Source organism: Membranihabitans maritimus, from assembly GCF_021729145.1.
GTDB classification, from domain to species: domain Bacteria; phylum Bacteroidota; class Bacteroidia; order Chitinophagales; family Saprospiraceae; genus Membranihabitans; species Membranihabitans maritimus.
Map to the genome: position 1 here is coordinate 270,977 of NZ_JAJSLW010000003.1, position 26,027 is coordinate 297,003.

General features: G+C 39.9%; 20 protein-coding genes. 10 read left to right on the top strand and 10 right to left on the bottom strand.

The window, feature by feature from the left end; all coding sequences use genetic code 11:
• Window positions 1–105: 105 nt before the first annotated feature.
• Entirely contained in the window at window positions 106–324 is a 219-nt protein-coding gene (locus tag LVD47_RS24015) for an Rpn family recombination-promoting nuclease/putative transposase (RefSeq protein WP_369427746.1), read from the top strand.
• 425 nt (window positions 325–749) lie between these two features.
• On the opposite strand, the gene dinB is transcribed toward LVD47_RS24015, so the two are convergent.
• The gene (gene dinB, locus LVD47_RS05025) at window positions 750–1,949 is read right to left on the bottom strand and encodes a DNA polymerase IV (protein WP_236974457.1); all 1,200 of its coding nucleotides are present in this window, start codon (window positions 1,947–1,949) and stop codon (window positions 750–752) included.
• Between the two features lie 568 nt (window positions 1,950–2,517).
• Window positions 2,518–4,308, bottom strand: coding sequence for an aspartate--tRNA ligase (aspS, locus tag LVD47_RS05030; protein WP_236974458.1), 1,791 nt, complete (start codon window positions 4,306–4,308; stop codon window positions 2,518–2,520).
• 173 nt (window positions 4,309–4,481) lie between these two features.
• On the opposite strand from aspS, the gene hemA reads away from it, so the two are divergent.
• From hemA to LVD47_RS05060, 6 genes are all read left to right on the top strand, one after another.
• Window positions 4,482–5,738 (top strand): glutamyl-tRNA reductase, encoded by a 1,257-nt coding sequence (gene hemA, locus LVD47_RS05035; RefSeq protein ID WP_236974459.1) that lies wholly within the window; start codon window positions 4,482–4,484, stop codon window positions 5,736–5,738.
• Between the two features lie 190 nt (window positions 5,739–5,928).
• A complete protein-coding gene (locus LVD47_RS05040; protein WP_236974460.1) occupies window positions 5,929–7,491 on the top strand; it encodes a YifB family Mg chelatase-like AAA ATPase in 1,563 nt (520 codons plus the stop codon).
• 1 nt (window position 7,492) lies between these two features.
• Window positions 7,493–8,002, top strand: coding sequence for a TlpA family protein disulfide reductase (locus LVD47_RS05045; protein WP_236974461.1), 510 nt, complete (start codon window positions 7,493–7,495; stop codon window positions 8,000–8,002).
• A 65-nt stretch (window positions 8,003–8,067) separates the two neighbouring features.
• Complete coding sequence (locus LVD47_RS05050; protein WP_236974462.1) at window positions 8,068–8,643, top strand: nucleotide exchange factor GrpE; 576 nt, start codon at window positions 8,068–8,070, stop codon at window positions 8,641–8,643.
• A 3-nt stretch (window positions 8,644–8,646) separates the two neighbouring features.
• The gene (dnaJ, locus tag LVD47_RS05055; RefSeq protein ID WP_236974463.1) at window positions 8,647–9,807 is read left to right on the top strand and encodes a molecular chaperone DnaJ; all 1,161 of its coding nucleotides are present in this window, start codon (window positions 8,647–8,649) and stop codon (window positions 9,805–9,807) included.
• On the top strand, window positions 9,794–10,285 hold the full coding sequence (locus tag LVD47_RS05060; RefSeq protein WP_236974464.1) for a gliding motility lipoprotein GldH: 492 nt from the start codon (window positions 9,794–9,796) through the stop codon (window positions 10,283–10,285). The genes dnaJ and LVD47_RS05060 overlap by 14 nt, the downstream gene beginning before the upstream one ends.
• A 257-nt stretch (window positions 10,286–10,542) precedes the next feature.
• Here LVD47_RS05060 and LVD47_RS05065 read toward each other — a convergent pair whose 3' ends face one another.
• The 8 genes from LVD47_RS05065 to LVD47_RS05100 all read right to left on the bottom strand — a co-directional run bounded on the left by LVD47_RS05065 (window position 10,543) and on the right by LVD47_RS05100 (window position 23,904).
• Window positions 10,543–11,103, bottom strand: a complete 561-nt coding sequence (locus LVD47_RS05065) for a hypothetical protein (protein WP_236974465.1) — start codon at window positions 11,101–11,103, stop codon at window positions 10,543–10,545.
• Between the two features lie 41 nt (window positions 11,104–11,144).
• Window positions 11,145–11,705, bottom strand: coding sequence for a hypothetical protein (locus LVD47_RS05070; RefSeq protein ID WP_236974466.1), 561 nt, complete (start codon window positions 11,703–11,705; stop codon window positions 11,145–11,147).
• Between the two features lie 51 nt (window positions 11,706–11,756).
• Window positions 11,757–12,335, bottom strand: a complete 579-nt coding sequence (locus tag LVD47_RS05075) for a hypothetical protein (protein WP_236974467.1) — start codon at window positions 12,333–12,335, stop codon at window positions 11,757–11,759.
• Complete coding sequence (locus LVD47_RS05080; RefSeq protein ID WP_236974468.1) at window positions 12,332–14,140, bottom strand: zinc-dependent metalloprotease; 1,809 nt, start codon at window positions 14,138–14,140, stop codon at window positions 12,332–12,334. The genes LVD47_RS05075 and LVD47_RS05080 overlap by 4 nt, the downstream gene beginning before the upstream one ends.
• 819 nt (window positions 14,141–14,959) lie before the next feature.
• Entirely contained in the window at window positions 14,960–16,537 is a 1,578-nt protein-coding gene (locus tag LVD47_RS05085) for a M28 family peptidase (protein WP_236974469.1), read from the bottom strand.
• Between the two features lie 174 nt (window positions 16,538–16,711).
• A complete protein-coding gene (locus LVD47_RS05090; RefSeq protein ID WP_236974470.1) occupies window positions 16,712–17,581 on the bottom strand; it encodes a methyltransferase domain-containing protein in 870 nt (289 codons plus the stop codon).
• A gap of 124 nt (window positions 17,582–17,705) precedes the next feature.
• Window positions 17,706–20,765 (bottom strand): glycosyltransferase family 117 protein, encoded by a 3,060-nt coding sequence (locus LVD47_RS05095; RefSeq protein WP_236974471.1) that lies wholly within the window; start codon window positions 20,763–20,765, stop codon window positions 17,706–17,708.
• A 91-nt stretch (window positions 20,766–20,856) separates the two neighbouring features.
• Window positions 20,857–23,904, bottom strand: a complete 3,048-nt coding sequence (locus tag LVD47_RS05100) for a glycosyltransferase family 117 protein (protein WP_236974472.1) — start codon at window positions 23,902–23,904, stop codon at window positions 20,857–20,859.
• 251 nt (window positions 23,905–24,155) lie between these two features.
• On the opposite strand from LVD47_RS05100, the gene LVD47_RS05105 reads away from it, so the two are divergent.
• Genes LVD47_RS05105 through thiL form a run of 3 tightly spaced genes read left to right on the top strand, consistent with a single transcriptional unit; the run spans window position 24,156 to window position 26,026 of the window.
• Window positions 24,156–24,332, top strand: a complete 177-nt coding sequence (locus LVD47_RS05105) for a hypothetical protein (protein WP_236974473.1) — start codon at window positions 24,156–24,158, stop codon at window positions 24,330–24,332.
• Window positions 24,333–24,338: 6 nt separating this feature from the next.
• Complete coding sequence (locus tag LVD47_RS05110) at window positions 24,339–24,983, top strand: pseudouridine synthase (protein WP_236974474.1); 645 nt, start codon at window positions 24,339–24,341, stop codon at window positions 24,981–24,983.
• Window positions 24,984–24,985: 2 nt separating this feature from the next.
• Window positions 24,986–26,026, top strand: a complete 1,041-nt coding sequence (gene thiL, locus LVD47_RS05115) for a thiamine-phosphate kinase (RefSeq protein WP_236974475.1) — start codon at window positions 24,986–24,988, stop codon at window positions 26,024–26,026.
• The last annotated feature ends 1 nt before the right edge of the window (window position 26,027 follow it).

A 26,027-nucleotide genomic window follows, 5' to 3' on the forward strand; every position in this document is an offset into this window, starting at 1 on the left:
ATGATTATATTTTAAGCATTCTCATTGTAGTCTTGGCTATCCAGTTTGACTACCAAAATAATTTGTTATTTATTTTTACTATTTTAAGAGTAGTGACAAAAAAAAATTCGCAATCCACACGACAAGTTTATAAAGGCTCTTCTGAGTGATATAGAAGTATCACGGGGTTATTTTACAGAATTTTTACCACAACAATTGAAGGAGATTTTATATCTGGAAGGTCTATACCATTCCGGTACAAGTTTCATATCGGGAATACAAGAGGAGATATTTGCGGATATAAAGGGATCGCTAAGCTGTGGGTCTGTCATTGTGCGTAGCTAAGATTGGTGAGCCCGATTATCAAGATAACAATTTCCTTTATTTGTGACGTACTAGAAGTTTCTCCGGATTTAGTAGAGAAAATACAAAAAGAGATCAATAAGTAAGACTCTTTACCAGTGGCTAAAAAAACTTAGACTAACGTGAACTCGACGATTAATTAATTCTGTCATTATTTTTGCTAAAAAATGCAATGCCCAAGGCATCACTTTGTGGAAATCAATGCCAGAATCGAAGATTTAACTTGTTTTCCACCCTGGGTTGGCACCCAGGGTTAGGAATATTTCGCCCCTTCAGGCTCTTTTTTTCTCTGTCGGAATTACGTTAGACTAACGTTAGTTAGATGGTAAAATTGAAAGCTCTGAAGTGCCTGTCCCGACATAAAATCACCCTACCTGAATAAATGGTTCGTCCCCTCCCCATTTATTTCAATCAATGGGAAAGAATTTTTCAGTCTCCTTTTCCTCCTTTCCCTTCATTTTCAAATCGATCGAAGAGGCTCTCTGGATAGCTCCAGCACCAAACCGTCCACGTATATGATCCATTTGACGAAGCAACTGAATATCCCGAATAGTATCTTCAAAAAGATCGATCTGAAAATTTCCGTGAACCAAATCACCGAACTTCACCCCGATCAGGCGGATCAATTGGCGACGTTGATACAATTGCTGGAACAACTCTAAAAGGTACCGGATCAGAATTCGGTTATTCGCCGTATAAGGGATCTTCTTTTGCCGGGTATAGGTATTAAAATCCGCATACCGAATCTTAACGGACACAAGACTGGTCAGACGATTAGACTGGCGAAGTTCAAAAGATAAATCATCTACCATCGTAATAATTTTCCGCCGGATAAAATCCAGGTCAAGTGTATCTTCGTGAAAAGTCCGTTCTTTGGACATAGATTTTTGCTCGGTATACGGAATGACGGGAGAAGGGTCTATAGCATTGGCCTTATTCCATAAGTGGCGCCCCGTTTCCCCGAAGTGCATTTCAAGCATACGAATGGGAATATCCCGAAGGGTATGCACCTGCCGCACACCCATAAAACTCAATTTCTTATACGTTTTTTGGCCGACTCCGGGGATCTTTCGAATGGACAAGGGTGCAATAAAGTTTCGTTCCTTATCCTTTTCGATCTGAATTTCCCCATTAGGCTTAGCTTCACCTGTACCAATCTTCGAGATCAACTTATTGACCGACAATCCGCAAGATATAGGAAGACCACTTTCTTTGATAATCTTTTGACGAAGTTCCTGGGTCCATTTATAACAACCGAAAAAACGGTCCATACCGCTTATATCCAGATAAAACTCATCAATGGATGACTTTTCAAACATTGGAGCCTCACTTGCGATAATTTCCGTAATAATCCTGGAATGCCGGGAATATTCATCCATATCCCCTTTAAGTACCGTTGCCTGTGGGCATAGCCTCAGAGCCATTTTCATAGGCATAGCCGAATGTACACCGAAATTCCGGGCTTCATAACTACATGACGCTACCACACCTCGACTACTCTTACCTCCAATGATAAGAGGAATACCCTTAAAGCTCGAATTCTTCAACCGCTCAACCGAAACGAAAAAAGAATCCAGATCCATATGTACAATTGCCCGATCAAACATTTTAAAAATATAATCATATTGACTATATCAAATATCACAATAATTTTCAAAATGCAAAATACAAATAGATGTTTTTTTGAACTTGGTCATCAATTAAAAGCAAACAAAAAGTCACAACCACAACGGGAAAAGATGACACCTTGATCAAAGCTTTCCGCTCGATATAGTGTCCTGCTTTCTAATTTCCCCTTTTTATATAATACTAATCAAAAGGAACTAGATACGTATTTAAGATTCAGTTTCATGAAGGAACTTCCCTACCCAAATGCAGTTAGGCTGGCATATCCTAGGGGAATCAGACCAGGACTACAACCCATAAGCCACCTCTCTTCAATGCTTCTTAAGAGTTAACCCTATCCCATCTTCAACGTGGGCGGTTTGGTTCTAGGTATCAAAAATGGATTTATCGTCTTTGACCATTCCCGCTTTACTCGCTTGCTCTACTTTGAGAAAACCAACGGCTTATAAAAACAGTATGAAAAAATATACGAAATAGACAATTTCATTAAAAAAAAGTATACCATTTATGAATCACTATACTTGTGTCACAAAAATATCAAATCGTCAACTACTCACCACTCGAAGCTTCTTCCAAAGCAGTATCATCTATTTGAAGACCTAAATCTGCTAATTGTCCATCATCGATACGGGAAGGCGCATCAATCATCACATCTCTACCCGTATTATTTTTGGGAAAAGCAATAAAATCCCTGATTGAAGCCACACCATTCATCACTGCACACAACCGGTCCAACCCAAAAGCAATTCCACCGTGAGGAGGAGCACCGTATTCAAAAGCACTAAGTAAAAATCCAAACTGTGCTTCAGCTTCTTCACGGGAAAAACCCAACAAGTCAAAGTTCTTGGACTGAAGATCCCTGTCAAAGATTCGAATAGATCCTCCCCCTATTTCAGCACCATTAATTACCAGGTCATAAGCATCAGCTCTTATACTCTCCAATACAGCCTGATCTTTCGCAGTCATTTTCTCAACATCTTCAGCCTTAGGTGCCGTAAACGGATGGTGCATCGCATAAAAACGACCAGTTTCTTTATCCCATTCCAATAGCGGGAAATCCATCACCCAAAGGGGTTTATATAATCCCGGATCTATCAAGTTATTCTGCCTTCCCAATTCCAATCTCAACTCACCCAATTGCTTACGGGTTACATTCTCCGCACCACTTAATATAAAAAGGATATCCCCTTTACCTCCACCGGATTTTTCCACCCAGGATTTCAGAACATTATCAGAATAGAACTTGCCAATTGTAGATTTTACAGAATCATCCTCTTTCCATTGAACATATACCAGGCCTTTTGCTCCGATTTGCGGTCGCTTCACCCAATCGGTCAACCCTTTCATATTTTTGTTGGAATACTCATCAGCTTTGCCTTGCAGACAAACACCGGCAACCAATTCAGCAGAATCAAAGACGTTGAATCCGTGTCCCTTCGCATACTCATTAAGATCAAAAATTTCCATTCCAAATCTAAGATCCGGCTTATCAGATCCATATTTTCGAATCGCATCATCGTAAGACATCCTAGTAAATTCGGGCAATTCGATATCTTTTACAGATTTGAACAAATGCTTTGTAAGCCCTTCAAACGTATTCAATACCTCTTCCTGGTCAACAAAAGACATTTCGCAATCAATCTGCGTAAATTCAGGTTGACGGTCGGCTCGGAGGTCTTCATCCCTGAAACACTTTACAATTTGAAAATATTTGTCCATCCCCGCCACCATAAGGATTTGTTTAAAAGTCTGCGGTGATTGGGGCAACGCATAAAATTGCCCGGGATTGAGCCGGGAAGGGACGACAAAATCACGCGCTCCTTCAGGAGTACTTTTGATTAGTACAGGAGTTTCAATTTCCAAAAATTCCAACGAATCCATATACTTCCGGATTTCCAGGGTAAGCTTACTCCTGAATTTCAATTTATCTTGCAATACCGGCCTGCGAATATCGAGATACCGGTATTTCATTCTCAAATCATCGCCCCCATCCGTTTCGTCTTCAATTGTAAATGGCGGTAATTTTGCTTTATTGAGTACAGAAAGTTTCTCTACTACGACTTCTACATCTCCAGTAAGACGATCAGGATTCTTATTGGACCGCTCACGTACTTGACCAGAAATACTGATAACATCTTCACGCCCCAGACTCCGTGCAAGCTCACACAACGCCTGATTTGTATCCATATTAAATATTAATTGAGTGATCCCGTACCGATCTCTCAAGTCAATAAATGTCATTCCTCCAAAGTCACGCTTGGTTGCCATCCATCCACTCAAAGTAACATTTGCTCCGATATGCTCTAACCTCAATTCCCCACAATTATGTGTTCTGTACATAGATTTCTTTTTAATTTCTTCGCAAAATTATAAACTAATCTCCGGATTATCAGTTTTAGCACTAATTAAAATGATTCAAAATAAAGCTTCCTATTAAACAAGTATTTTTGAAAAACGTATTTTGAATGTATATTTGCAGTTCCTTCGGGGCATGAAGTTTTTTAGATGTGCGTATGATTAATAATTACAAAATTTTAACACTTAGTTATCAGGATGCGACTTTAGACAGGCTTCCTATGTACATGGTTTCTTCTGAAAATTCAGAAGAAGAAAAGGAAAAGTTGACAAAAATAAAGACTCTTCTAGGCGTACAGGAGCTATTTTATCTAAATACTTGCAACCGCGTTTTGTATTTGGTATATACACCACATAGCACCAATCTTTTGATGAATAAGGTCAAAAAATTGGTTTCTCATGCATCTTCAGACAACTCTGATGTCCAAACCCAAATTGTGCCAAAAATTTATCAGGGTGAAAAAGCAGTTCAACACTTGTTTGAAGTAGCTTCCTCCCTGGATTCTATGATTGTAGGAGAACGGGAAATTATTCGGCAGGTCAAAGAAGCTTATGAAAAATCCCATCAGTATGGGTTAACGGATGACAATATCAGGATTCTATTCCAAAGCTGTATCCAATCGGCCAAGTCCGTTTACAACCAGACAAGAATAGGTGAAAAGGCTGTAAGTGTAGTCGCATTAGCTATGAAAAAGCTCCGTCGTTTTGGTTTAAATGCAAATGACGAAGTAATTCTAATTGGCGCTGGACAAAGCATTAAAAAGGCATGTCATTTCCTTGCGGAATGGGGCGTAGAAAAAATAACGATCTTCAATCGAACGACTTTCAATGCACATCGATTATTGGAAATATGCCCAACTGCTGAAATATTTCCTTTGGAGGAAATGGTTAACCGGGATCTGGACGCTGATTTTATTATTTCCTGTACAGGTTCCAGCGGTTATGTCCTTACTCCTGAAATCGTCCATTTATCCACGAATGGTAAAGGCCTTCACAAAACCAAAGGCATTTTGGACCTTGCCGTTCCGGCAGATATTCATCCCGGAGTTCTGGAAAATAGACCTATCAGACTCATTGAGGTTGAATCCCTTCGAGAAGTAGCAGATAAAAATATTGGCTTCCGACGAAAAGAAATAGATAAAGCAAGGGACATTCTTCAGTTCCAAATCACTGATTTCAAGGAGAAAATTCATCGACGTTTTATTGAAAAAGCCTTTCTGGACATCCCTTCTCTTATGCACCAGGCTAAAGATAAAGCTATTAACGAAGTTTTTCGCCAAAGAATGGAAGGATTGGATCCCGAAGCCCGCGAGCTGATTGAAGAAATGATGGAATATATGACTAAAAAATGTATTAGTATTCCCATGAAGACTGCAAGGGAAAAATATTCAGTTATCAGAAAATCACTATCTTAAACCTCAAGGGATATCTAAGTTATATGTTTTGGCAGGATTTCGCCGGGTTTTTCTTGAAAGATTTGCTCCGGTGTTTAGACCTACCCATTCATTATTATTCCCTTAGTAAATCGCTATAATTAGGTAATTTATTGCGATCCACTTTATCAACAATCGCAATAAATGGAAATCGATAATAATATAACTTGTCATGTTAGTAAAAACATTTGCAGGCGCACTTGAGGGAGTAGATGCTATCAAGATCATCATTGAAGTCAATGTAGGTGGTATTGTAGTCGGAAAAAAAACATCGTATTTTTTGGTTGGATTACCTGATAACGCTGTCAGGGAAGGAAATCAAAGAATCGAATCTGCCATAAAATCTATTGGGAAGTCCATGCCCAGACAGAAAGTAGTAATTAATATGGCACCCGCCAATATCCCCAAGGAAGGGAGTGCGTATGATTTACCCATTGCTATCGGGATATTAGCATCCTCCGGACAAATTAAATCCGATATTCTCGACCAATACATAATAATGGGTGAACTTGCTCTAGACGGGAATATACGCCCTATTAGAGGGGCATTGTCAATTGCCATCATGGCGCGAAAATTAAAGTTTAAGGGCCTGATACTTCCCAAACAAAATGCCAGGGAAGCGGCTATCGTTAATGACCTCCAAGTTATCGGAGTACAAAACATCTCCGAAGTTGCATCCTTTTTTGAGGGAGAGGGTGATTGGCAAGCTACAAAGGTAGACACCCGGGATGAATTCTTTCATCAACACAACCAATACAATTCTGATTTCAAAGATGTAAAAGGCCAGGAATCCATAAAAAGAGCACTGGAACTAGCAGCAGCCGGAGGACACAATGTCGTCTTAATAGGGCCTCCGGGAGCGGGAAAAACAATGCTTGCAAAACGATTGCCTACTATTCTTCCCCCATTATCTCTACACGAAGCATTGGAAACTACCAAAATTCACAGTGTTTCCGGATTACTGGATGACGATGCATCATTAATCAAGACAAGACCTTTCCGAGCCCCACATCATACCATTAGTGATGCCGCCCTGGTAGGTGGAGGTTCCAACCCATTACCAGGTGAAATATCCCTTGCACACAACGGCGTATTATTTCTCGATGAACTTCCTGAATTCAAGCGTACGGTCCTGGAAGTAATGAGGCAACCACTGGAAGAACGAAAGATAATAATCTCGCGTGCCAGAATGACTGTAGAGTATCCGTCTTCATTCATTCTCGTAGCTTCCATGAATCCATGTCCATGTGGATTTCTCAACCATCCTGAAAAAGAATGTGTATGTACTCCTGCCGCAGTCCAGCGCTATCTTAACAAAATCTCCGGGCCACTACTGGATCGTATTGACCTTCATGTGGAAGTAACCCCTGTTTCATTTGATGAAATGACCATGCAAAACTCAAATGGCAAATCAAGTGTTGAAATCGCAGAAAAAGTAGTAAAGGCAAGGTTATTTCAAAAGCACCGGTATGAAAAAATGGAGATAAATATTAAAAGCAATGCGGAAATGCCCGCTCGGATCGTTAAAAAAGTATGTAAAATAAATCCGTCTGGAATTACGTTACTACGAGCAGCTATGGAAAAACTGAAGCTATCAGCAAGAGCGTATGACCGGATTCTTAAAGTAGCCAGGACAGCTGCTGATTTGGAGGAAAAAGAAGAAATAGAAATAGGACATCTGGCTGAGGCCATTCAGTACAGAAGTCTGGATAAAGAAAGTTGGGGGAATTCATAAAATGGAAGTAAGGTATTTAATAGGATTGCTCATTACGATTGCATTTATCCTTTTCGCCAAATATTGGTCGGAAAGCAAAAATCTTATTGTCGGTGATAAAGCACCTGATTTTTCATACACGGATATGATCGGCAAGTCACATAGCTTATCTGATTACTCCGGGAAATACACCCTGATTGACTTTTGGGGAAGTTGGTGTCAACCATGTAGAAAATCCAATGGTAAATTGGTAAAACTTATCAATCAAGTTGATACATCCCAAATTCAAATAATATCAATTGGTATCGAAGAGAACCAGGACCAGTGGAAAGAAGCAATCCGAAAAGATTCACTTTTTTGGCCCCAACATACTTCTTCATTTGAGATGTTTCAAGCAGATTTGGCAAAGGAGTATCACGTCCATGAAACCCCGACCTATTTTCTATTGGACAGGGACAGAAAAATTATTGCACGGTCCGGTGCACTTCAGGAAATTAGTGAAATCCTGTCTCGCAAAGACCTTTTAAACTGACAATTTGACGTAATTCCTGTAATGGCAAGTAGTTTGCGCTTATTATTTTCAAAAATATATACGGTATGAATGAGAAGATAGAAGATACTCAGGACAAATCCGCTATGGAAACCGGAGAAACCAAACAGTCTGTTGAACAGGAAGATGTTCAAGATGAAAAAATATCAAATAAAGAGAATGTTGAAGAAAATCCTTTGGAAATTCTTCAACAAGAATATCAGGAATTGAAAAATAAATACCTCCGGCTATATGCTGAATTTGACAATTTCAAGAAAAGATCTATAAAAGAAAAGATGGAAATGTCAAAAATGGCAGGACAGGAAGTCATTAAAGCACTGTTGCCGGTAATTGATGACTTTGACAGGGCAAAGAAAATAGCAGATGAAGAAGACAATGACGAATACTTCAGTGAGGGGGTAAAATTAGTATATCAAAAATTAAAAAGTGTACTGCGTCAACAGGGATTAAAAGAAATGGATCAGGAAAACCCAGAATTTAATCCGGAATTGCACGAAGCAATTACAGAAATTCCAGTAGACGATGAATCCAAAAAAGGAAAAATAGTTGATTATATAGAAAAAGGATACTATCTGAATGATAAAATTATAAGACACGCAAAGGTAGTAACCGGCAAAAAATAAAATATGGGCAAAAGAGATTATTACGAGGTATTAGGTGTCTCGAAAAGCGCCGATGGATCAGAGATAAAAAAAGCCTATCGAAAAATCGCAATGAAGTATCACCCCGATAAAAATCCGGGAAATACTGAAGCAGAAGATAAATTCAAAGAAGCAGCAGAGGCTTATGAAGTACTCAGTGACTCCGATAAAAAAGCAAAATATGACCGATTCGGTCACGCCGGGGTCAATGGTCAAGGCGGATTCGGTGCAAGTGGAGGTATGACAATGGATGATATTTTCGACCAATTTGGAGACATTTTTGGAGGCGGTAGTCCATTCGGAAGTTTCTTTGGAGGAGCACAGGGAGGAAAGCGAACACGGGGAACCAGAGGTTCGAATCTCAGGATAAAAGTAGCACTTACCCTGGAAGAAATTGCTTCGGGGGTAACCAAGAAAATAAAAGTTAAAAAACAGGTGCAATGTTCTACCTGTAAAGGTTCTGGTGCAAAAAATGCTGGCGCTGTAAAAACTTGTGGTACTTGTGGAGGGAATGGAGTTGTTCGCCAGGTGAGAAGCACTTTTCTGGGACAAATGCAAACAACTACTACCTGCCCTAATTGCCAGGGAACAGGAGAAATCGTTACGGATAAATGTAATACCTGTCGCGGAAGCGGAAGTGTATATGGAGATGAAACAGTAGAAATAGAAATTCCGGCAGGAGTAGAAGAAGGTATGCAACTCTCTCTTCGAGGAAAAGGAAATGCCGGATCCAATGGAGGTCCTGCAGGTGATCTGTTAGTGCTTATTGAAGAAAAATCCCATTCGGTATTGACAAGGGATGGGAATCAAATAATTTATGAACTCTACCTAAACTTTGCCGATGCCGCCCTGGGTACAAGTGTCGAAGTCCCCACCTTATCCAGCAAGGTTAAAATAAAAGTCCCCGAGGGGACACAATCCGGAAAAATTTTCCGTTTAAAAGGTAAAGGTCTTCCCACGGTTCAAGGGTATGGTACCGGAGACCAATTAATACATGTAAATGTATGGACCCCGAAAAATTTGAGTTCAGAAGAAAAAGAACTGTTGAAAAAAATGAGAGAAATGGACAATTTTCACCCTACACCCGGGAAGCACGACAAAGGCTTTTTCGATAAAATGAAAGATTATTTTAGTGGTAAATCATAATTCCCTTTGGTTGGGATTCTTTTCAATTCTTCTTCTGGCTATATTTTCCTGTGAAAATAATAATATTGTACTTGAAGAAGAGATTCAATTTAACTCAGGCAGCTGGCCGGTTGGAGAAGTACTTAATGCCTATTGGGAAATTGAGGATCTCGAGGCTGTATACAGGTGGTCTATATCAGTCGACCACTCCGATCAATTCAAATATCAAAATCTATACCTCCTGGTCAAATCCCAAATGCCGGGCAATAAAAGCCAGGAAAAAGAGATTTCGTTGCAATTGGCCAATCCTAATACCGGAGTATGGCTCGGAAAAGGCTCAGCCAGTAATATAATCCAAAAGATCGTAATTCAGGACAGTATAAAATTTGAAAATACCGGCGAATACCAATTCAATATCGAACAGTATTCCCGGGATTCAACACTTCAGGGAATCAATTCAATTTCGATTCTATTGGAACGACTTCCCTCAAAAAAATAAAGGGTAAATGTGAAAAATCAACATTTTACCCTTTTAAAACTACCAGCTATATTTTATACGCACAAACGATTTGTACGTCACATAAATCATCTCAATACTACCAAAAATAACACTTTATTAATACTTTTCCTAATTTTTTCATAAAACACCGGACATCTCTATTCATTGCTTCCAAGATTGAAAGGGGTTTATTCATCCGGTAATTAATAAATACTATAAGAATTTTCTAGGCCACGAATAAACCATTGCACATAAACTTAGAACCGCCACCCTATGCCCAATCCACCAAACAGGGGGAATGTGTCCCCTTTATTCGTCACCCCGAACTGTCCCTGAATAATCTCAAATACAGGAGTCCAGGCAATAGAGAAAAACCAACGGCCGCTCTTCGTATAATGACGGTAACCAAGTCGCGGAATAATGAAATGGGAATACATATGACAGCCCGGATGCTCGGGAATACAGCGCGTAATGTCAAAATAATAGATATAGGTATAGCTTATACCCGCTTCCAATTGGTTCCGGCCTTTTCCCCACAATATACCCGGTTCTATATGCGCGCTAACCATACTATAATCGGTCAGATCCCGCAGGGCCTTCAGCTGTCCCAGGTAACCTCCCCCGATTTTCACCCAGCCCTGTACACTCCCTTTGCCCAATAAATGTCGGCCGTAATTCAGGGAGTACGCACCCCCTGTGCCAAGCAATTCCCCGTAGACCTCATTGGACCGGGTATGGATAGATATATTTTCCTGGGCAGTAACCGGACGTACAACGAAAAGAAAGAGTAATAATATCGGGATGTAAATTAATCTCATGGTGTAAACATTGGGTCTTTGTTTTTTATTAGAATATATTTCTATGGATAATCGATTACCTCGGCACGAAAAATCCCGTCCGTAAATACCACCGTATCCGGCATCCACGGTGCCATAGCCGTATCTTTCCATCCAAAGTCCCGAACATAGGTCGCATGGAACCGCCCCTGCAATTCCCGACTCTCTTCGTCCCAGTCCGTGACTATAAAATAATTGTCCGCTTCTCCATATACTATAAATTTATCCAGTAAAACATCCCCCAGAGAAGTATAGAAACTGCTACTAACCTGGGTAAAATCATCCCTCTCCACTGAGTCCCTGGCCTCTACCCTCATAGTGTCACCAATGCGGTCAGGGTCAATTTTCCCAAAATTTATACTCGTTTCATTAAACTCGATATCCCAGTCAATATGTAAATCCAAAAACAATTCTGTCGAATAATAAGTTTTGTGCTCTAATCCAAGGATATTACCATCCCACTCCGTACCATTGAGTAAGGCATCCACTTCCCCATACTTCGGTCCTTCCAGTGGTAGCGAAGCCTTTTCACAGGATAAAACCATTAATCCACTCAAAATTAATATAACATAGAAAGCTTTCATTGTTTGAAGATCAAATTTTGTATTTGTTACTGGTCCATTTATTTACGATCATTATTCTTTCAGTTCAAGAGTAGTAGTAAATTTCCCGTTAGTATACCGTACCGTATCTTCCATCCATTCCGTTTCATGTTTTTCTTCCGCAAATACATAACTTGCCTGAAACTTTCCACTGACCGTAAAATTTTCTGCATTCCATTCCGTAATAATCAAATAATGATCTTCTCCAGTCTGAAGCTTATATCGATCCCCCAGAACATCCCCTCCAATCAATGTATGATACGCATTTCCAACACACTGAAAATCTTCCTCCGGCAAAAATATATCCGTATCAGAAAGACAAAGTGTATCACCAATTTGATCATTCAGATCAATCCCTAGGAAATTCATTTCTTCTTGCCTTCTTTCAATACTGTCGTTGGGTCTTTCCCTAATTATGAAAATATTGCAGTCTTGCTTACCATTATATTTGATCACAGTGCCATTTATCCTAATATTTTCTTGCAGAAAATCACCATTCCTCAAAACCGAAACAGTCCCTCTGTTTGGGAAAGTGTCTCTGGGAAGAGAAGCCTTTTCACAACAAAACGACATCAGCATCCCTAAAACCATTATGCCACGAAATCCTCTCATTGTGTAAGGATAAATTTTTGCATTAGTTCCCTGTCCTTCCATACCGTACGAAGGAAATATAGTCCTGGAGTCAAGCTACCGAGATCTAGGGGTATATTACTGATTCCCTGTCCGATATTTTGTACAGGAAATGACTTTACCCTCTGCCCCAGTTGATTGACCAGATTGATTTGCACTTTTCCCTCTTGTGGTAAGGTAATAGAAGTATTAACTGTGGACGCAGATGTGGGATTAGGATATACGCGTACTGCAAATCCTTCCGACCCGTCCCGATTCTTGACATCCTCCGTATATTCCACACGCGCTCCCTCCGATACATCATTAGCAACGGGTAATGGCGAGGCATCCCGGTTTTCCACTACATGAAAATCGGTATCGTCCTGTCCGTCAGAACAATCCGCCCTCAGGCGAATGTACAGATCCTGGTCCATGGGTAATTCATCCATTTGGCATCCTACCGGTACATCCATCAGCCAGGGATCGTACTGGAAGCCGTCCGTGCTGTACTCCCATAGATAATCCACCGTTCCACTACATCCTTCTTCATCAAAACACCAAGTGTACAGGGTATTATTATATCCATAGGTAGGACCCGTAATTTCCACGCTAAAGGGTGGCGGGGGATCACCTTTGAGGTTTCCAACGGCGCATCGGTTGTTATTGATCCGTCTTGCATTATCCCGGACGTTCTCAACACCGGTATCTTCACCATCAAATTCCACATCGGGGTTCGAAAAGTAATTAATCGGGCCCGGAAGATCAATAATAGATCTCATCACTGTCCAATGATCATCTTTGAAAATAAAGCCGGTCTCAAAATGATGTGCATGGGCATAATCCGGATGATTGTCACAGGCTTGACCGGGAAGATGTAAACATATATCAAGATCTCCACCCCCTTCGTGCCGCGCCTCGTACAGATGCCCCACTTCATGGACAAAAACCCAATCTGTGGAAGCTGCATGTTCATTTACTACTGCGTAGGCATTAGGAGGACCAAATCCCTCTGCTCTCCCAATTACTCCAGCATCATAACGATCAGATATCATTACCACTAAATCCGCATAATAATCATCCCGTAAACTTGATGCTTGACTCTCAAGCATACTAACTGCAGTAACAATACTAGAAGGTTCAGAAAATCCATCCAATTCTTCCACGCCGACCAATTGTAGATGAATATTTAAATCCGAATTATCAAAAGCATCGTCCAACTGAGAAATACACGTGTTGGCCAACTGTTCTATTCCATTAATCCCACCTCTCGCCGTTACCGCATCCGGAGATGCCACAACCAAAATACGAGGATATCCACAACTTCGCACCTCAATCCGGGGCTGTTCTCGGACGGTTTCTTTTCCTTCACTCTCACCGGTACTTCCACAAACCTGTCCTGCTACGGCAGACCTATTTGACTCCATCAACAGGCTCAGCCCCTGTTGGAGGGCGTACAATTCAAATGGCCGGTCGTCCACCCGGATCATACCATATACTTCCCCTTTGTCGGCCTGCAGGTATACTGATCCCCCATGCTCCCCGATAATCTCACCGTTCCAGAGATAATCCTCCAAAGACCGGGCTTCGATCTTTTTTGCCCGGGCTCGTACTACGCCCTCCACACCGGGTATGCGAAAAGATACCACCTGGTCCTCCTGATGCCCGGCGAGGTCGCTGGTATTTACCAGGATCACATCTTTGTAAACATCCCGGTTCTTAAATTGCATAAATCGCTGGTTTTCGGATAAATTCAGCCTTGACTCTGCTGCAGGTACAGGCTCCAGGAATCCGGTTTTCTGTGCGTTCATAGACAGTGAAAAGCCGAAGATAAAAAGAGCGGCACATATCCACTTACAAAATAAACGATTCAGATATCTTCGGTCTTCGGTCTTCGGTCTTAAGAGTAGTTAATCTTTCCATTGTCCTCAATATTTAAAATGGGTTAAAAAATAATGGGATTTAACCAACCGGAAATCGGGAACAAAATCATAACAATCAATCGATAAAAAACTAATATGTAAATAAAAAAATTAATAATTAAAATAACTACAGAATAAAATATAACTACTTACAGATAAATCGAAAAATATACTATAAAAACAAACTAAAACTATGTTCTGTGCTCTTTCATAGATCCAGGATAAATTACATATATTTTTACCATTTCCCGGTACCAGTTGTCCGTGATTTACCTTATCTCATTGATTAAGACAGGGCTTGTAAGCCAAAGGTTGGTGGAGAAAGGATGTTTTTTAAAAAAAGTAAGGAACAACCAAATAGTTTTAACCCGCTTTATTCATGACAAATTCATAAATAATGGCGATATTCCATTAAAAACATTTGATTTTCAATAGAATATGCCAGGGTTAATCCAGGCAATTGCAAAATATCTATCCCCCAAATTTGGGGGACGACTCGAAATTGATAAATCATCCTTTATATTATAACTGACTCATAATTAATATTTTGCAATTCGCCTGCCCTTCGGGGGGGGGGGGAATATGGTGAATTTTCCGGATTAAGTCACCAGTCACGAGCTACCAGATGATTACTGATCATTAATTACAGACTGTGTTCGCCGTTAACCGCCTTCCTTCTGACAGGCTTTAGCGGAAGAAAGCCACCAATTACTGCTCCCCATTCTTATCCACTAAAGGCCTTTCATCACGACTCAATAATTCCCAGGCAGTACCGAAAATTAATTCCACAATTTTTGTCATTTTCGCAAACTCAATCTTTTCAATGGTATCTGTGGGTCGGTGATAATCTTCGTGAACACCCGTAAAATAAAAAATCACAGGAATATTTTTCTTCGCAAAGTTATAGTGGTCTGAACGGTAATAAAATCGATTGGGATCCGCTGGGTCATTATATTTATAATCCAACTCGAGATTGGTAAGAGAACTGTTTACCGACTCGTTAATTTCATGAAGATCTGTGCTTAGCTTATCAGACCCAATTATATATACATAGTAGGGATTATCCTCGTGAAATTCATCACGCCTCCCGATCATATCCACATTCAGATTGGTAATAGTCGACGATACCGGATAAAGGGGATTGTCAGAATAATACGCAGAACCAAGCAAACCCTTTTCTTCCCCATTGGCAAAAAAGATTAAAACAGATCTCTTCAAGCCTTCTTCTCCTGACTTTGAAATATCTGCCAATACGCGAGCTATTTCCAAAACCGAAGAAGTTCCGGAACCATCATCATCGGCCCCGTTAAATATATCTTTCCCGCGTATTCCCAGGTGGTCAAAATGGGCGGAAATGACCAATACTTCATGCTTGAGGTCTCTATCATTTCCTTCCAGGAATCCGACTACATTAGGAACATATTCATACTCTGTTATTTTATGAAGGTTTGCCACCACAGGCTTTTCAATAACAACTGGGCTGGTCTTATTTTTTCTATTTTGATATTTCTCTTCTCTGTAATTCAGTATTTTATCTTCATATCCTGCCATAATCGACGATGCCATTCCCGGTGAAATATATACGACATTTGTGCGGCTGGATTCAGGAATATTAGTAGTTAATGATGGACTTAACAAAAAGGGACGCAAACGAGCCAACCGGCTAGAAAAGTGTTCGGAAATCACTAATATCAGTCTCACACCTGCTTCAGTGGCCGCATTGAGTTTGGTATTTGACAACCCATTTTGCCCACCACCAGACAATTTCAATTCCGGAGGACTTCCTTCATGAATAATCACTGCTTTGTTTGCTAGATCCGCTTCCGAAAAATCATCCGTATTATCATTCTGTATACCAAACCCCAGATACACTAACTCTCCCGCATTGAATGAAGGCAAATTAGGATTGCCGGAAGGAAGTGCATAAAAATCTCTCTGGGCATGGTATTCATTCCCCTCTATCTTGATATCCACCTTTTTCCAGCTCTGTTTATACAGTGGGAAAAATTGTGAATAATCCCTTGTATTAATAGGGGTTTCATATCCGAATTGCTTCAATTTTTTAGCAAGAAATGCTGCAGCCTTGAAATTTCCTTCCATACCCGTTTCCCGTCCCTCGAATTCATCCGAAGCCAACACTTCAAGGTAACTTCTTATACTATCTTCCGAAATTCGATCCGCCAAATAACTCATCTTCATGGGATCCGATTCCAACATTTGGGCATGTCCTCTGTAAATAAAAATTACCGTCAAAATCAGTGAAAAAGCCACATATATTTTCCTCATCTAAAACAATTTTACAACTAAAGTTAATATATAAAGATGAATTTGACGAATAATTATAGGTCCCACCTTATATACACCCAAGACTTTACCGGTTGGATCTGCAAGTTCTGTAGAAAAAATCGACATACTACTTGGTGCGAATAAGCTCATAAGTGCTTATACCTTCAATTCATCCTATCGCTTTGTAGCTTTAAACATGTAATAGCCCCACAGCTTTTTTTTCATTGCCGGCTGGAGTCCGGATGCCAATAGTGTATTTCCTTTTTTGTATTCATTGAAATCAGCACCTGTAAGTTCTTTCCAAAAGTTATATAGTTTACTCAAATATGAGATCCTTTTGAGTCTTTTTACGGACGGCCACGCTAGACCTGACCAATCACGTACCTCATTTACATCAAAATCTACATCCTCTAGGGTCTGTTTCAACTCATCAGGGTGGTATAAATGATCCACCTGACACCCCATAAATGCTCTGTCATATAAGGCTTTACTTTCTTCGATATCCAGTTCTTTTTTACTTCTTAAAGCTTCAGCGAAAACAAATGTTCCTCCTTTTCTCAAAACCCTGGAAACTTCCGAAAATACAGCATCTATATCAACAGCATGGGATAAGGTCTCAATAGCCAAAACGTGATCAAATGTTGTGTCCTCAAAAGGCAAATTGTGATAATCTCCTTTGCAAAACGAAATTCGATTTAAAGCAGTTGACTTCCGGGAATATTCTTTTGCCAGATTAAGTTGTCTCGAATTTATATTCAATCCTGTGCAATTACCTCCAGTGGTTTCACTGATATAAATGGAAGTGCCTCCAACCCCGCAACCGATATCCAAAACCTCACTACCCTTTCCAATCCCGGAAGCATTAGCCAATTGATCATTGAGATTCTTCATTGCAGTCCCGAGATTGTTTGTTCCTTTTTCCCAAAGCCCCAGATTTAGTTGATGAGCATCATCTAAATTCCAGACATCCCGATATCCATCTTCGCTTTCATTGTAATAATGAATGACTTTATCAAGTGAACCAATTATATTTTGTTCTTCCATATTGACAAAATGAACTCAAAAAATAAGCCATTTGCTATGCTAATGCATATACGAATCAGGCTTATGTACAAAAATCTTACGATCTTTAGATATATCTAAACGCTAAAAAGTTCACCGTCAGTATTTATTGCAACTGAAACTGGGATAAATCAGCATAACTGCCCAGCGTTGAATGTAGTTTTTCAACTAACTCCGTATCCTTTGACTGGACGACTAAACTTGCCAATTGTGGAATAGAACTTTCCCAATCACTTTTTTCATTGTTAAAACCTGAAGTTAATGCTGACTGGCTCAATGAATTGTAAAAATACATTTGCTCACCATAACGCTCGATCATTTTATCCAACACCGGAACCATTTTTTCTGGAACACCCAATTCACTATAAAATCTTACAAAAACTGACGTTCTGGGATCGTATGGAAAATTAAAGTCGGGAAAAGCTTCAAAATATTGGTCTAACAATTCAACACCCAGGGTTTGATAATTTTCCTTTGCTGCAAGGTCATCAGTTCCCCTGTACTCCCGAGCTGCTTTTAAAAGACCGAGTTGAAACATTTGTTGGAAAGCACTGATTGTACCCCGGAATCCCAATGCGACGGGCTGGTCTATTTTATCTAAACCTCCCCACTTGAATTTTTCCGTAACATTCTCATGCAATACTTCAAGATTGACCATATTCCGGCCCTCTACTGGGACCAACCGTTGTCCGAGTCCTTCTACTCGCAAATATTTTTGAAGGCCGTACAACTGTTCTTGCGGAGCTGTAATGGACCAGTAAATAGGCCGGTCCTTCCAGTTATTTGAAATAATATCCAACACAGCAAGTTGTCCTTTATTCAAATATTTATAATCTGTGTTGCCTGGGAAAGCCCCTACCATCCTATTCACTACTTGTCCTGAATCAGCCGGGGTAACGATATCATTTAAAACAGGATCATTCTCATTGACTTCTATATAGAATTTATTCGTAGGAAGATAACTCTCCAGTTTTCTTCCAGATCCCGCCCCGGTCGGATGGTCCTCACCAGCGAAATCCAGCAATTGCTGAAGCGGACGGGCTTCCCCTTCTCTGTAGGGTAGATTGTTTCTTCTGGATCCTCTGAATTCCTCTCTCGTAAATGAAAACTTAATGGGCGGAGAATCATTGACCTTCCGTCGTAAACCATTGATATACCAATCTACGGGTATTAGACTCAAATTTACTACCCGGACATCGGTCCGGATACCTTCTACTTCCTGGGCATACCACAATGGATATGTATCATTGTCACCATACGTAAAAATAATAGCATTTTCTTCACAGCTTTCCAGAAAATCGTGGGCGAAATCCCGGGCTCCGTGAAGGTCACTCCGATCGTGATCGTCATAATTCTGGAATCCCATAAGCAAGGGCGCAATCAGGACCAAAACTCCAGCTAAAACCGGGGCAATAGTATCGGATAATTTTTCCCGTAAACGTTCATAAATAGCCAAAACAGCAATCCCAATCCAAATGGAAAATGCCATAAACGACCCCACTAATACATAATCTCTTTCACGCGGCTCTACAGGGGGTTGATTGGAATAAATAATAATACCAAGACCTGTTATTATAAAAAATGCGAGCAACGTAAGGAATTCACCTTTTCGTTGCTTCCAATGCCAAAATAAACCAATCAAACCAAAAATGAGGGGGAGGTAATAATAAAAATTTCTATTCTCATTATTTTTCACCCATTCCGGATCATTTGTATAATCATAAAATCCAAATTTCAATATCTTGTCGACAAATGGGATTCCCGAAACCCAATGTCCTTTCGTCCAATCCCAGGGCAAATATCCTTGCGTACCATCGTGACGCCCGGCAAAATTCCACATAAAATATCTCATATACATCCAGCCTACCTGGTAGCGCAGCAAGAAATTGAAATTGTCGGCACCGGTAGGAGAGCCATTTTGACGCTTCATCCAATACCTTCTGTAGTATCCTTCGTCTTTTTGTTGGGTGGAAGACATCCTGGGAAAAAGAACTTTATCCCCTTCCCGGTATTCATACTCCCCTTTCAAATCTGTTAGCTCATATTTATCTCCTACTCTTCCATAGCGCTCATTAAATGTTAAATCGACAGGACTCTTGTCAAATTGTGGTCCTTTCAGGATAGCTCTTTCACCGTATTGTTCCCGATTGATATAGGGAATTAAAGCGAATACATTATCGGGATCATTCATATTAATAGGAGGCTCTGCCCCTGCACGTATTACGACGATCATTATCGAACTATAACCAATAATGACCAAAGCCAAAGCCACTAAGATACGCTCAAGGACAAAATTTTTCTTTTTCCATGCATACCGCAATCCAAAAAAGAAACCAATAGCTAACAATAAAAGCAGAGGAATTAATCCACTATGTATAGGCAATCCCAATGAATTGACAGTAAATAATTCAAACTTAGACCAAAGTACAGGTAATCCGACGATCACTCCTTTCTGGATAATAACCAGACTGACTATTCCCGCCAGTGTCGCCAAGACAATACCCCAAAACGAAATTTTCCCCGATTTTTTAAAATAGTAAAACAATGCCAGGGAAGGGATGACAAGGGCTGACAACAAGTGCACCCCAATGGAGGCTCCAATGGCAAAAAAAGATAGTAAGAGCCATCGGTCCGTGCCAGGCGCATCCGGTAAGGTATACCATTTGACAACCGCCCATAAAGTCAACATGGTAAAAAATGTAGATAAGGCGTATACTTCACCTTCTACCGCAGAAAACCATACCGATGTGGCAAATGCCGAAGCAAGCCCAGCTGCAATACCTGCTAAAAATAGTGCTATATTTTGCCCACCTTCAGTTTTTTCTTCCCGTCCTACCATTGCTAGCTTACCCAATCGAATAGTAATCAATCCCGTAAACATAGCGGCAAAAGCGGTCGAAACTGCAGAAAGCAAGTTTACTGCAAAAGCAATGCCCGAAGGTTCGGACGAAAACAATTCTCCAAATAATGAGAATATTCTTCCAACGATCAGGAATAAAGGTGCGCCCGGCGGGTGAACTACTTGTAATTTATACGCCCCGGCTATAAATTCTCCTACATCCCATAAAGATCCTGACCTCTCAGCTGTTAATGCAAATACGATAAATGTAATCGCAAAAACAATCCATCCCGAAAGATTTCTCAAAAATGAGTAATTATTTTTCATACTTGGTATATTCGATTTGACTTCAAATTTAGCAAAAATGTAATTGGTACCTAATTTTTCAAATTATATCATTTTCTAATCCTTACCTCCTTTATATTTGAAACCTTGATAAATCTGCAAATCCCCCGAGTTTATTGTGCATTTTTTCAATGAGTTCGATATTTTTCGTTTGTGCTATAAGTCGCGCCAGACTGGGTATTGACCCCTCCCACCTTTCTTTCACATGAAGAAAACCGGACTGAATGGCCGATTGATTGAGAGAATCAAGAAAGTTAAGTTGATCTTCATAACAATCTATCAGATCACTGAATACAGGGACCGCCTTTTCCGGGATATCAAACTCCAGATAAGCCTTCGCATAAATCATGGTTCCAGGGTCATATGGAAAATTAAACCGTTGAAATGATTCAAAATATTTATCCACCAAATCAATTCCTATATCTCTGTACCTCTCTTTTTCCTGTGGGTCATTTTCTGATCCATACCGGAAAGTAGCCTGATTTACCCCAGATCGAAACATAGTCTGCAATACGTTAATGGTTCCTCTGAACCCGGAAGCTACATTTTGGTCTACTTTATCGAAGGTTCCCCAACGGAATTTTTTCATAACATTTTCGTGTAATTTTTCCAGATTGACCATATCATTACCATGGATAGGCACCAATCTTTTACCTAAACCTTCCATCCTTAAATACTTCTGCAACCCAAACAACTTTTCTTCAGGTGCCATATTCGACCAATAAATTGGACGTTTTTTCCAGTTATTTGCAATAATATCCAACACAGTCAATTGGTCTTTCCTGAGATAATTGTTATTGCTATCGATCACTCCATCCATACTTTTTACGATATGCATTGAATCCCTCTCTGTCACGATATTGTCCATAGCAGGATCTTCCGGATCCACATCTATATAAAACCGATTGGTGGGCAAATAACTTTCTATACGGTTTCCCCTTATTGTTACAGGATTATCCTTTGCTGAAAATGCTAATATTTGGTTCAAAGGCCTTGGTTTCCCCTCCTGGTAAGGCACATTCACACGTTTGGATCCCCTGAGCGCTTCTTGAGTATGTGTTAATTTCACCGGTAATGAGTCATTCACCCTCCGCCTGAGGCTGTTGATATACCAGTCTGCGCCCAGCAAATTGAGATTTACCACCCTTACATCCGTACGTATTCCTTCTACTTCCTGGGCATACCAAAGGGGGTAAGTATCATTATCAGCGTAAGTAAAAATAATGGCATTTTCTTCACAACTCTCCAAAAAGTTATTAGCAAAATCCCTTGCTCCTGACAAATGGCTCCTGTCATGGTCATCAAAATTCTCAACACCCATGATGACCGGTACCGTCAGTACCGTTATACCCGCCATGATAGCCGGCACCTTACCGGGGAATTTTCTCACCAAAATTTGGTGGATAGCCAGCACGGCCATTCCAATCCATATGGCAAAAGCCATAAACGAACCGACCAGTACATAATCGCGTTCGCGGGGTTCTAGTGGAGGTTGGTTCGAATATATAATAATCCCTACCCCCGTTATAATAAAAAAGGCAAAAAGAGTAAAAAAATCTCCTTTTCGCCTTTTTAAATGCCATAACAATCCGATCAAACCGAATATAAATGGTAAATAGAAGTAAAAATTCCGGCTTTCATCCTTTTTCTCTGAGAGGGGCTCCTCTGAATAATCATAAAATCCAAACTTAAAAAGCCGATCCAGAAACGGAATTCCCGATACCCAATGTCCTGCCGTCCAATCTGAGGGTATATATCCCTGGTCACCATCGAGACGTCCTACAAAATTCCACATAAAATATCTCATGTACATCCAGCCCACCTGGTATCGCAACAAAAAACCCAGGTTATCAGATAAAGTAGGGGTCCCATTTTGGTGTTTCATCCAATACCTTCTGTAAATAGGAACATCTTTGGTTTGAGAAGAAGACATTCGGGGGAACAAAACCTCATCCTGAGCTCGATACACGGGTTTTACTTTTTGGCCGGTGACCTCGTATTTACCTCCTACCAACCCATATTGCTCTTCCGATTCCCCTCGTATAGGCTGTTTATCAAATTGCGGTCCCTTAAAAATAGGCCTTTCCCCGTATTGATCACGGTTGATATAGGGGATCAAAGAAAATACGTTATCAGGATTATTCATATTAATAGGGGGGTCCGCACCAGCCCGGATTACGACCACCATGATCGTACTATATCCTATAATGACCAAAGCCATGGCCACTAGTACCCGCTCAAGAACAAATTGCTTCTTTTTCCACGCATACCTCAAACCAAAGAAAAAACCCATCCCTAAAATCAACAATAGAGGGATCAATCCACTATGAACAGGCCACCCCAATGAATTGACGGTAAACAATTCTAATTTTGACCAGAATACGGGTAGTCCGACAATCACTCCTTTCTGAATGACCATCAGGCTAAAAATACCAGCCAAAGTCGCAAATACAATTCCTCTGAATGAAGTTTTTTCCGATTTTTTAAAATAGTAAAAAAGGGCCAAAGAAGGGATTACCAAAACGGAAAGTAAATGAACTCCGATAGAGCTACCGATCGCGAAAAAAGATAACAACAGCCATCGGTCCGCACCTGGTTTATCGGGCAGGGAGTACCATTTAACAATAGACCATAAAGTCAACATAGTAAAGAAGGTCGACAAAGCATAAACCTCCCCTTCAACAGCTGAAAACCACACGGACGTAGCAAAAGCCGAAGTTAATCCCGCAACTATCCCCACCAGAAATAAAGCTATATTCTCCCCTGAGTCCGTTCTACCATCTCGACCTACCAATGTGAGTCTACCCAAATGAATAGCAATCCAACCGGTAAACATCGCTCCAAAAGCCGTTGATATAGCTGAAAGTAAATTGACCGCAAATGCTACTCCCGAAGGTTCCGGTAGGAACAACTCTCCGATCAGTGAGAATAGCCTGCCAATTAACAGAAATAATGGTGCTCCCGGGGGATGGACTACCTGTAATTTATACGCTCCTGCAATAAATTCTCCTACATCCCATAATGAACCGGATCTTTCGGCAGTCAAAGCAAAAACCATAAAGGATATGGCAAAAACTACCCAGCCGGATAAGTTTTTTAATAAAGAGTACTTACTTTTCATAGTTTGGTAGCATTATAGACCTCAAATATTTTATACTCTCATTAGTAAAAGAGGCTTGTAAAATATTTTCCTGTAATTAATGATGTCTAATAATATTGAACATAATTAAAGGGAAGTTTATTGGATTAATGTACATTTGTTTTATAATGGGCTTACATGCAAAATTGAAATAAGGTGTACCTTGCAAGTTCAACTGAATTGAATCTGTTTGGTTTAATTCAATTTTTTCATAAGAATCGAAATTCCAAATTATGTTAAAGTGGATTGTTATCGGGATTGTTATTTGGTACTTTTACAAACGATTGTCTAAAAAAATGACCTTACAAAAAGGAAATGACCGGGACGATTTCCCTAATTATCACAAAAAGGAAAAACAGTCATACTCTGATCATGACGATGATTTTATAGATTATGAAGAAGTCGATTAATGTAAAATGCAAAATTTAGAGGTTCTATATGCCGATTCTGATATTGTAGCTATTCACAAAGATCCGGGGGTGCCCAGTCAATCCAGAAAATCCAATCCCCGTCCTCTCGATATTATTGTTCCCGAATATTTATCGGAAGAGGTAAAAATAATTACCCGCCTTGACCAACCGGTAAGTGGATTAGTCCTTTTTAAAAGGAACCGTCAAGAAGGAAAATTAAATTACCATATTGATCAAAAACATTATTTGGCTTTCGTTGAAGGGAATGTTTATCCGGCAGAAAATATGCTTCAACATCGGTTAAAAAAGAATAATAAACTTAATAAGGCCGTTGAAAATACAGACTCAGGAAAAAAATGTCGTCTCGAATATAAAGCTATCTCATACTTTGATCATTACACACTTTTACAAGTCAACTTAATTACGGGTAGATTTCACCAGATTCGTGCTCAGCTAAGTCTGGCAGGATTTCCCATAAAAGGTGATATAAAATACGGTGCAAGAAGAAAAAATAAAGATCGATCTATTCATCTACATGCCTTTAAATACAAAATCACTACCAATAAATCAATTTCAATAATGGATTATTCTTTTCCAGATGACCCTCTGTGGAAACTGGTTAATAAAGAATTATTATCGCAAAAAACATAATCATGTCGAAAAAGAATAATGAAAAACCTAAAAAAATAGAAAAGCTAGGGGAATTCGGGCTTATTCATCACCTTACCAAAGATATTAAGATAAAAAATAAATCAACAAAATACGGGATCGGTGACGATGCTGCTGTGCTTAAAAACGAAAAGGAAAATACAGTAATATCGACTGATATGTTAATTGAAGGCATTCATTTTGATCTTATGTATCACCCTCTTAAGCATTTGGGTTATAAGTCGGTAGTAGTTAATCTTTCTGACATAATAGCAATGAATGCCATACCCTCACAAATTACGGTATCCATTGCCATTTCTAATAGATTTAATACAGAGGCCGTAGATGAATTGTACAAGGGAATATTAAAAGCCTGTGAATTTTATAATATAGATTTGGTAGGAGGGGATACGACCTCATCGCTTTCAGGGTTGACTATTAGTATTACTGCCATAGGACAGGCTGACAGCGATAAAATAATATACAGAAACAATGCTAAACCCGGAGATCTACTTTGCGTTTCCGGTGATTTGGGGGCAGCATATCTGGGATTACAATTACTAGAGAGAGAAAAAAAAGTATTTTTAGAAGAGCCGGATTTACAACCGGACCTGGAAAACCAAAACTATGTAATAGGAAGGATTCTTAAACCTGAAGCCAGGATTGATATAATAAGACAATTTGATCAAAAAAACATTTTACCAAACTCGATGATTGATATCAGTGATGGACTGGCTTCTGAGATTTACCATATATGTGATCAATCCGGAACCGGTGCCGTAATTGAAGAATCTAATATTCCCATTTCCAAGGAATCCCAGGAATTAGCATTTAAATTTAGAACCGACCCTACAATAGCTGCTCTCAATGGGGGTGAGGACTATGAATTACTTTTCACCGTAAATAAGGCTTATCACAAGGACATAATGCAAATGCCTGACGTGACAATAATTGGAGAAATTACTGATAAATCAGAAGGGATAATGTTGCACACAAAAGGCGGAAAAATTCACACCATAAAAGCACAAGGATGGCAGCACTTTTAAT

Excerpts from the sequence above, each read along its gene's own strand:
- dinB (WP_236974457.1), bottom strand. The coding sequence starts at position 1,949 with ATGTTTGATCGGGCAATTGTACATATGGATCTGGATTCTTTTTTCGTT.
- aspS (WP_236974458.1), bottom strand. The coding sequence starts at position 4,308 with ATGTACAGAACACATAATTGTGGGGAATTGAGGTTAGAGCATATCGGA.
- hemA (WP_236974459.1), top strand. The coding sequence starts at position 4,482 with ATGATTAATAATTACAAAATTTTAACACTTAGTTATCAGGATGCGACT.
- LVD47_RS05040 (WP_236974460.1), top strand. The coding sequence starts at position 5,929 with ATGTTAGTAAAAACATTTGCAGGCGCACTTGAGGGAGTAGATGCTATC.
- LVD47_RS05045 (WP_236974461.1), top strand. The coding sequence starts at position 7,493 with ATGGAAGTAAGGTATTTAATAGGATTGCTCATTACGATTGCATTTATC.
- LVD47_RS05050 (WP_236974462.1), top strand. The coding sequence starts at position 8,068 with ATGAATGAGAAGATAGAAGATACTCAGGACAAATCCGCTATGGAAACC.
- dnaJ (WP_236974463.1), top strand. The coding sequence starts at position 8,647 with ATGGGCAAAAGAGATTATTACGAGGTATTAGGTGTCTCGAAAAGCGCC.
- LVD47_RS05065 (WP_236974465.1), bottom strand. The coding sequence starts at position 11,103 with ATGAGATTAATTTACATCCCGATATTATTACTCTTTCTTTTCGTTGTA.
- LVD47_RS05070 (WP_236974466.1), bottom strand. The coding sequence starts at position 11,705 with ATGAAAGCTTTCTATGTTATATTAATTTTGAGTGGATTAATGGTTTTA.
- LVD47_RS05075 (WP_236974467.1), bottom strand. The coding sequence starts at position 12,335 with ATGAGAGGATTTCGTGGCATAATGGTTTTAGGGATGCTGATGTCGTTT.
- LVD47_RS05080 (WP_236974468.1), bottom strand. The coding sequence starts at position 14,140 with ATGAACGCACAGAAAACCGGATTCCTGGAGCCTGTACCTGCAGCAGAG.
- LVD47_RS05085 (WP_236974469.1), bottom strand. The coding sequence starts at position 16,537 with ATGAGGAAAATATATGTGGCTTTTTCACTGATTTTGACGGTAATTTTT.
- LVD47_RS05090 (WP_236974470.1), bottom strand. The coding sequence starts at position 17,581 with ATGGAAGAACAAAATATAATTGGTTCACTTGATAAAGTCATTCATTAT.
- LVD47_RS05095 (WP_236974471.1), bottom strand. The coding sequence starts at position 20,765 with ATGAAAAATAATTACTCATTTTTGAGAAATCTTTCGGGATGGATTGTT.
- LVD47_RS05100 (WP_236974472.1), bottom strand. The coding sequence starts at position 23,904 with ATGAAAAGTAAGTACTCTTTATTAAAAAACTTATCCGGCTGGGTAGTT.
- LVD47_RS05105 (WP_236974473.1), top strand. The coding sequence starts at position 24,156 with ATGTTAAAGTGGATTGTTATCGGGATTGTTATTTGGTACTTTTACAAA.
- LVD47_RS05110 (WP_236974474.1), top strand. The coding sequence starts at position 24,339 with ATGCAAAATTTAGAGGTTCTATATGCCGATTCTGATATTGTAGCTATT.
- thiL (WP_236974475.1), top strand. The coding sequence starts at position 24,986 with ATGTCGAAAAAGAATAATGAAAAACCTAAAAAAATAGAAAAGCTAGGG.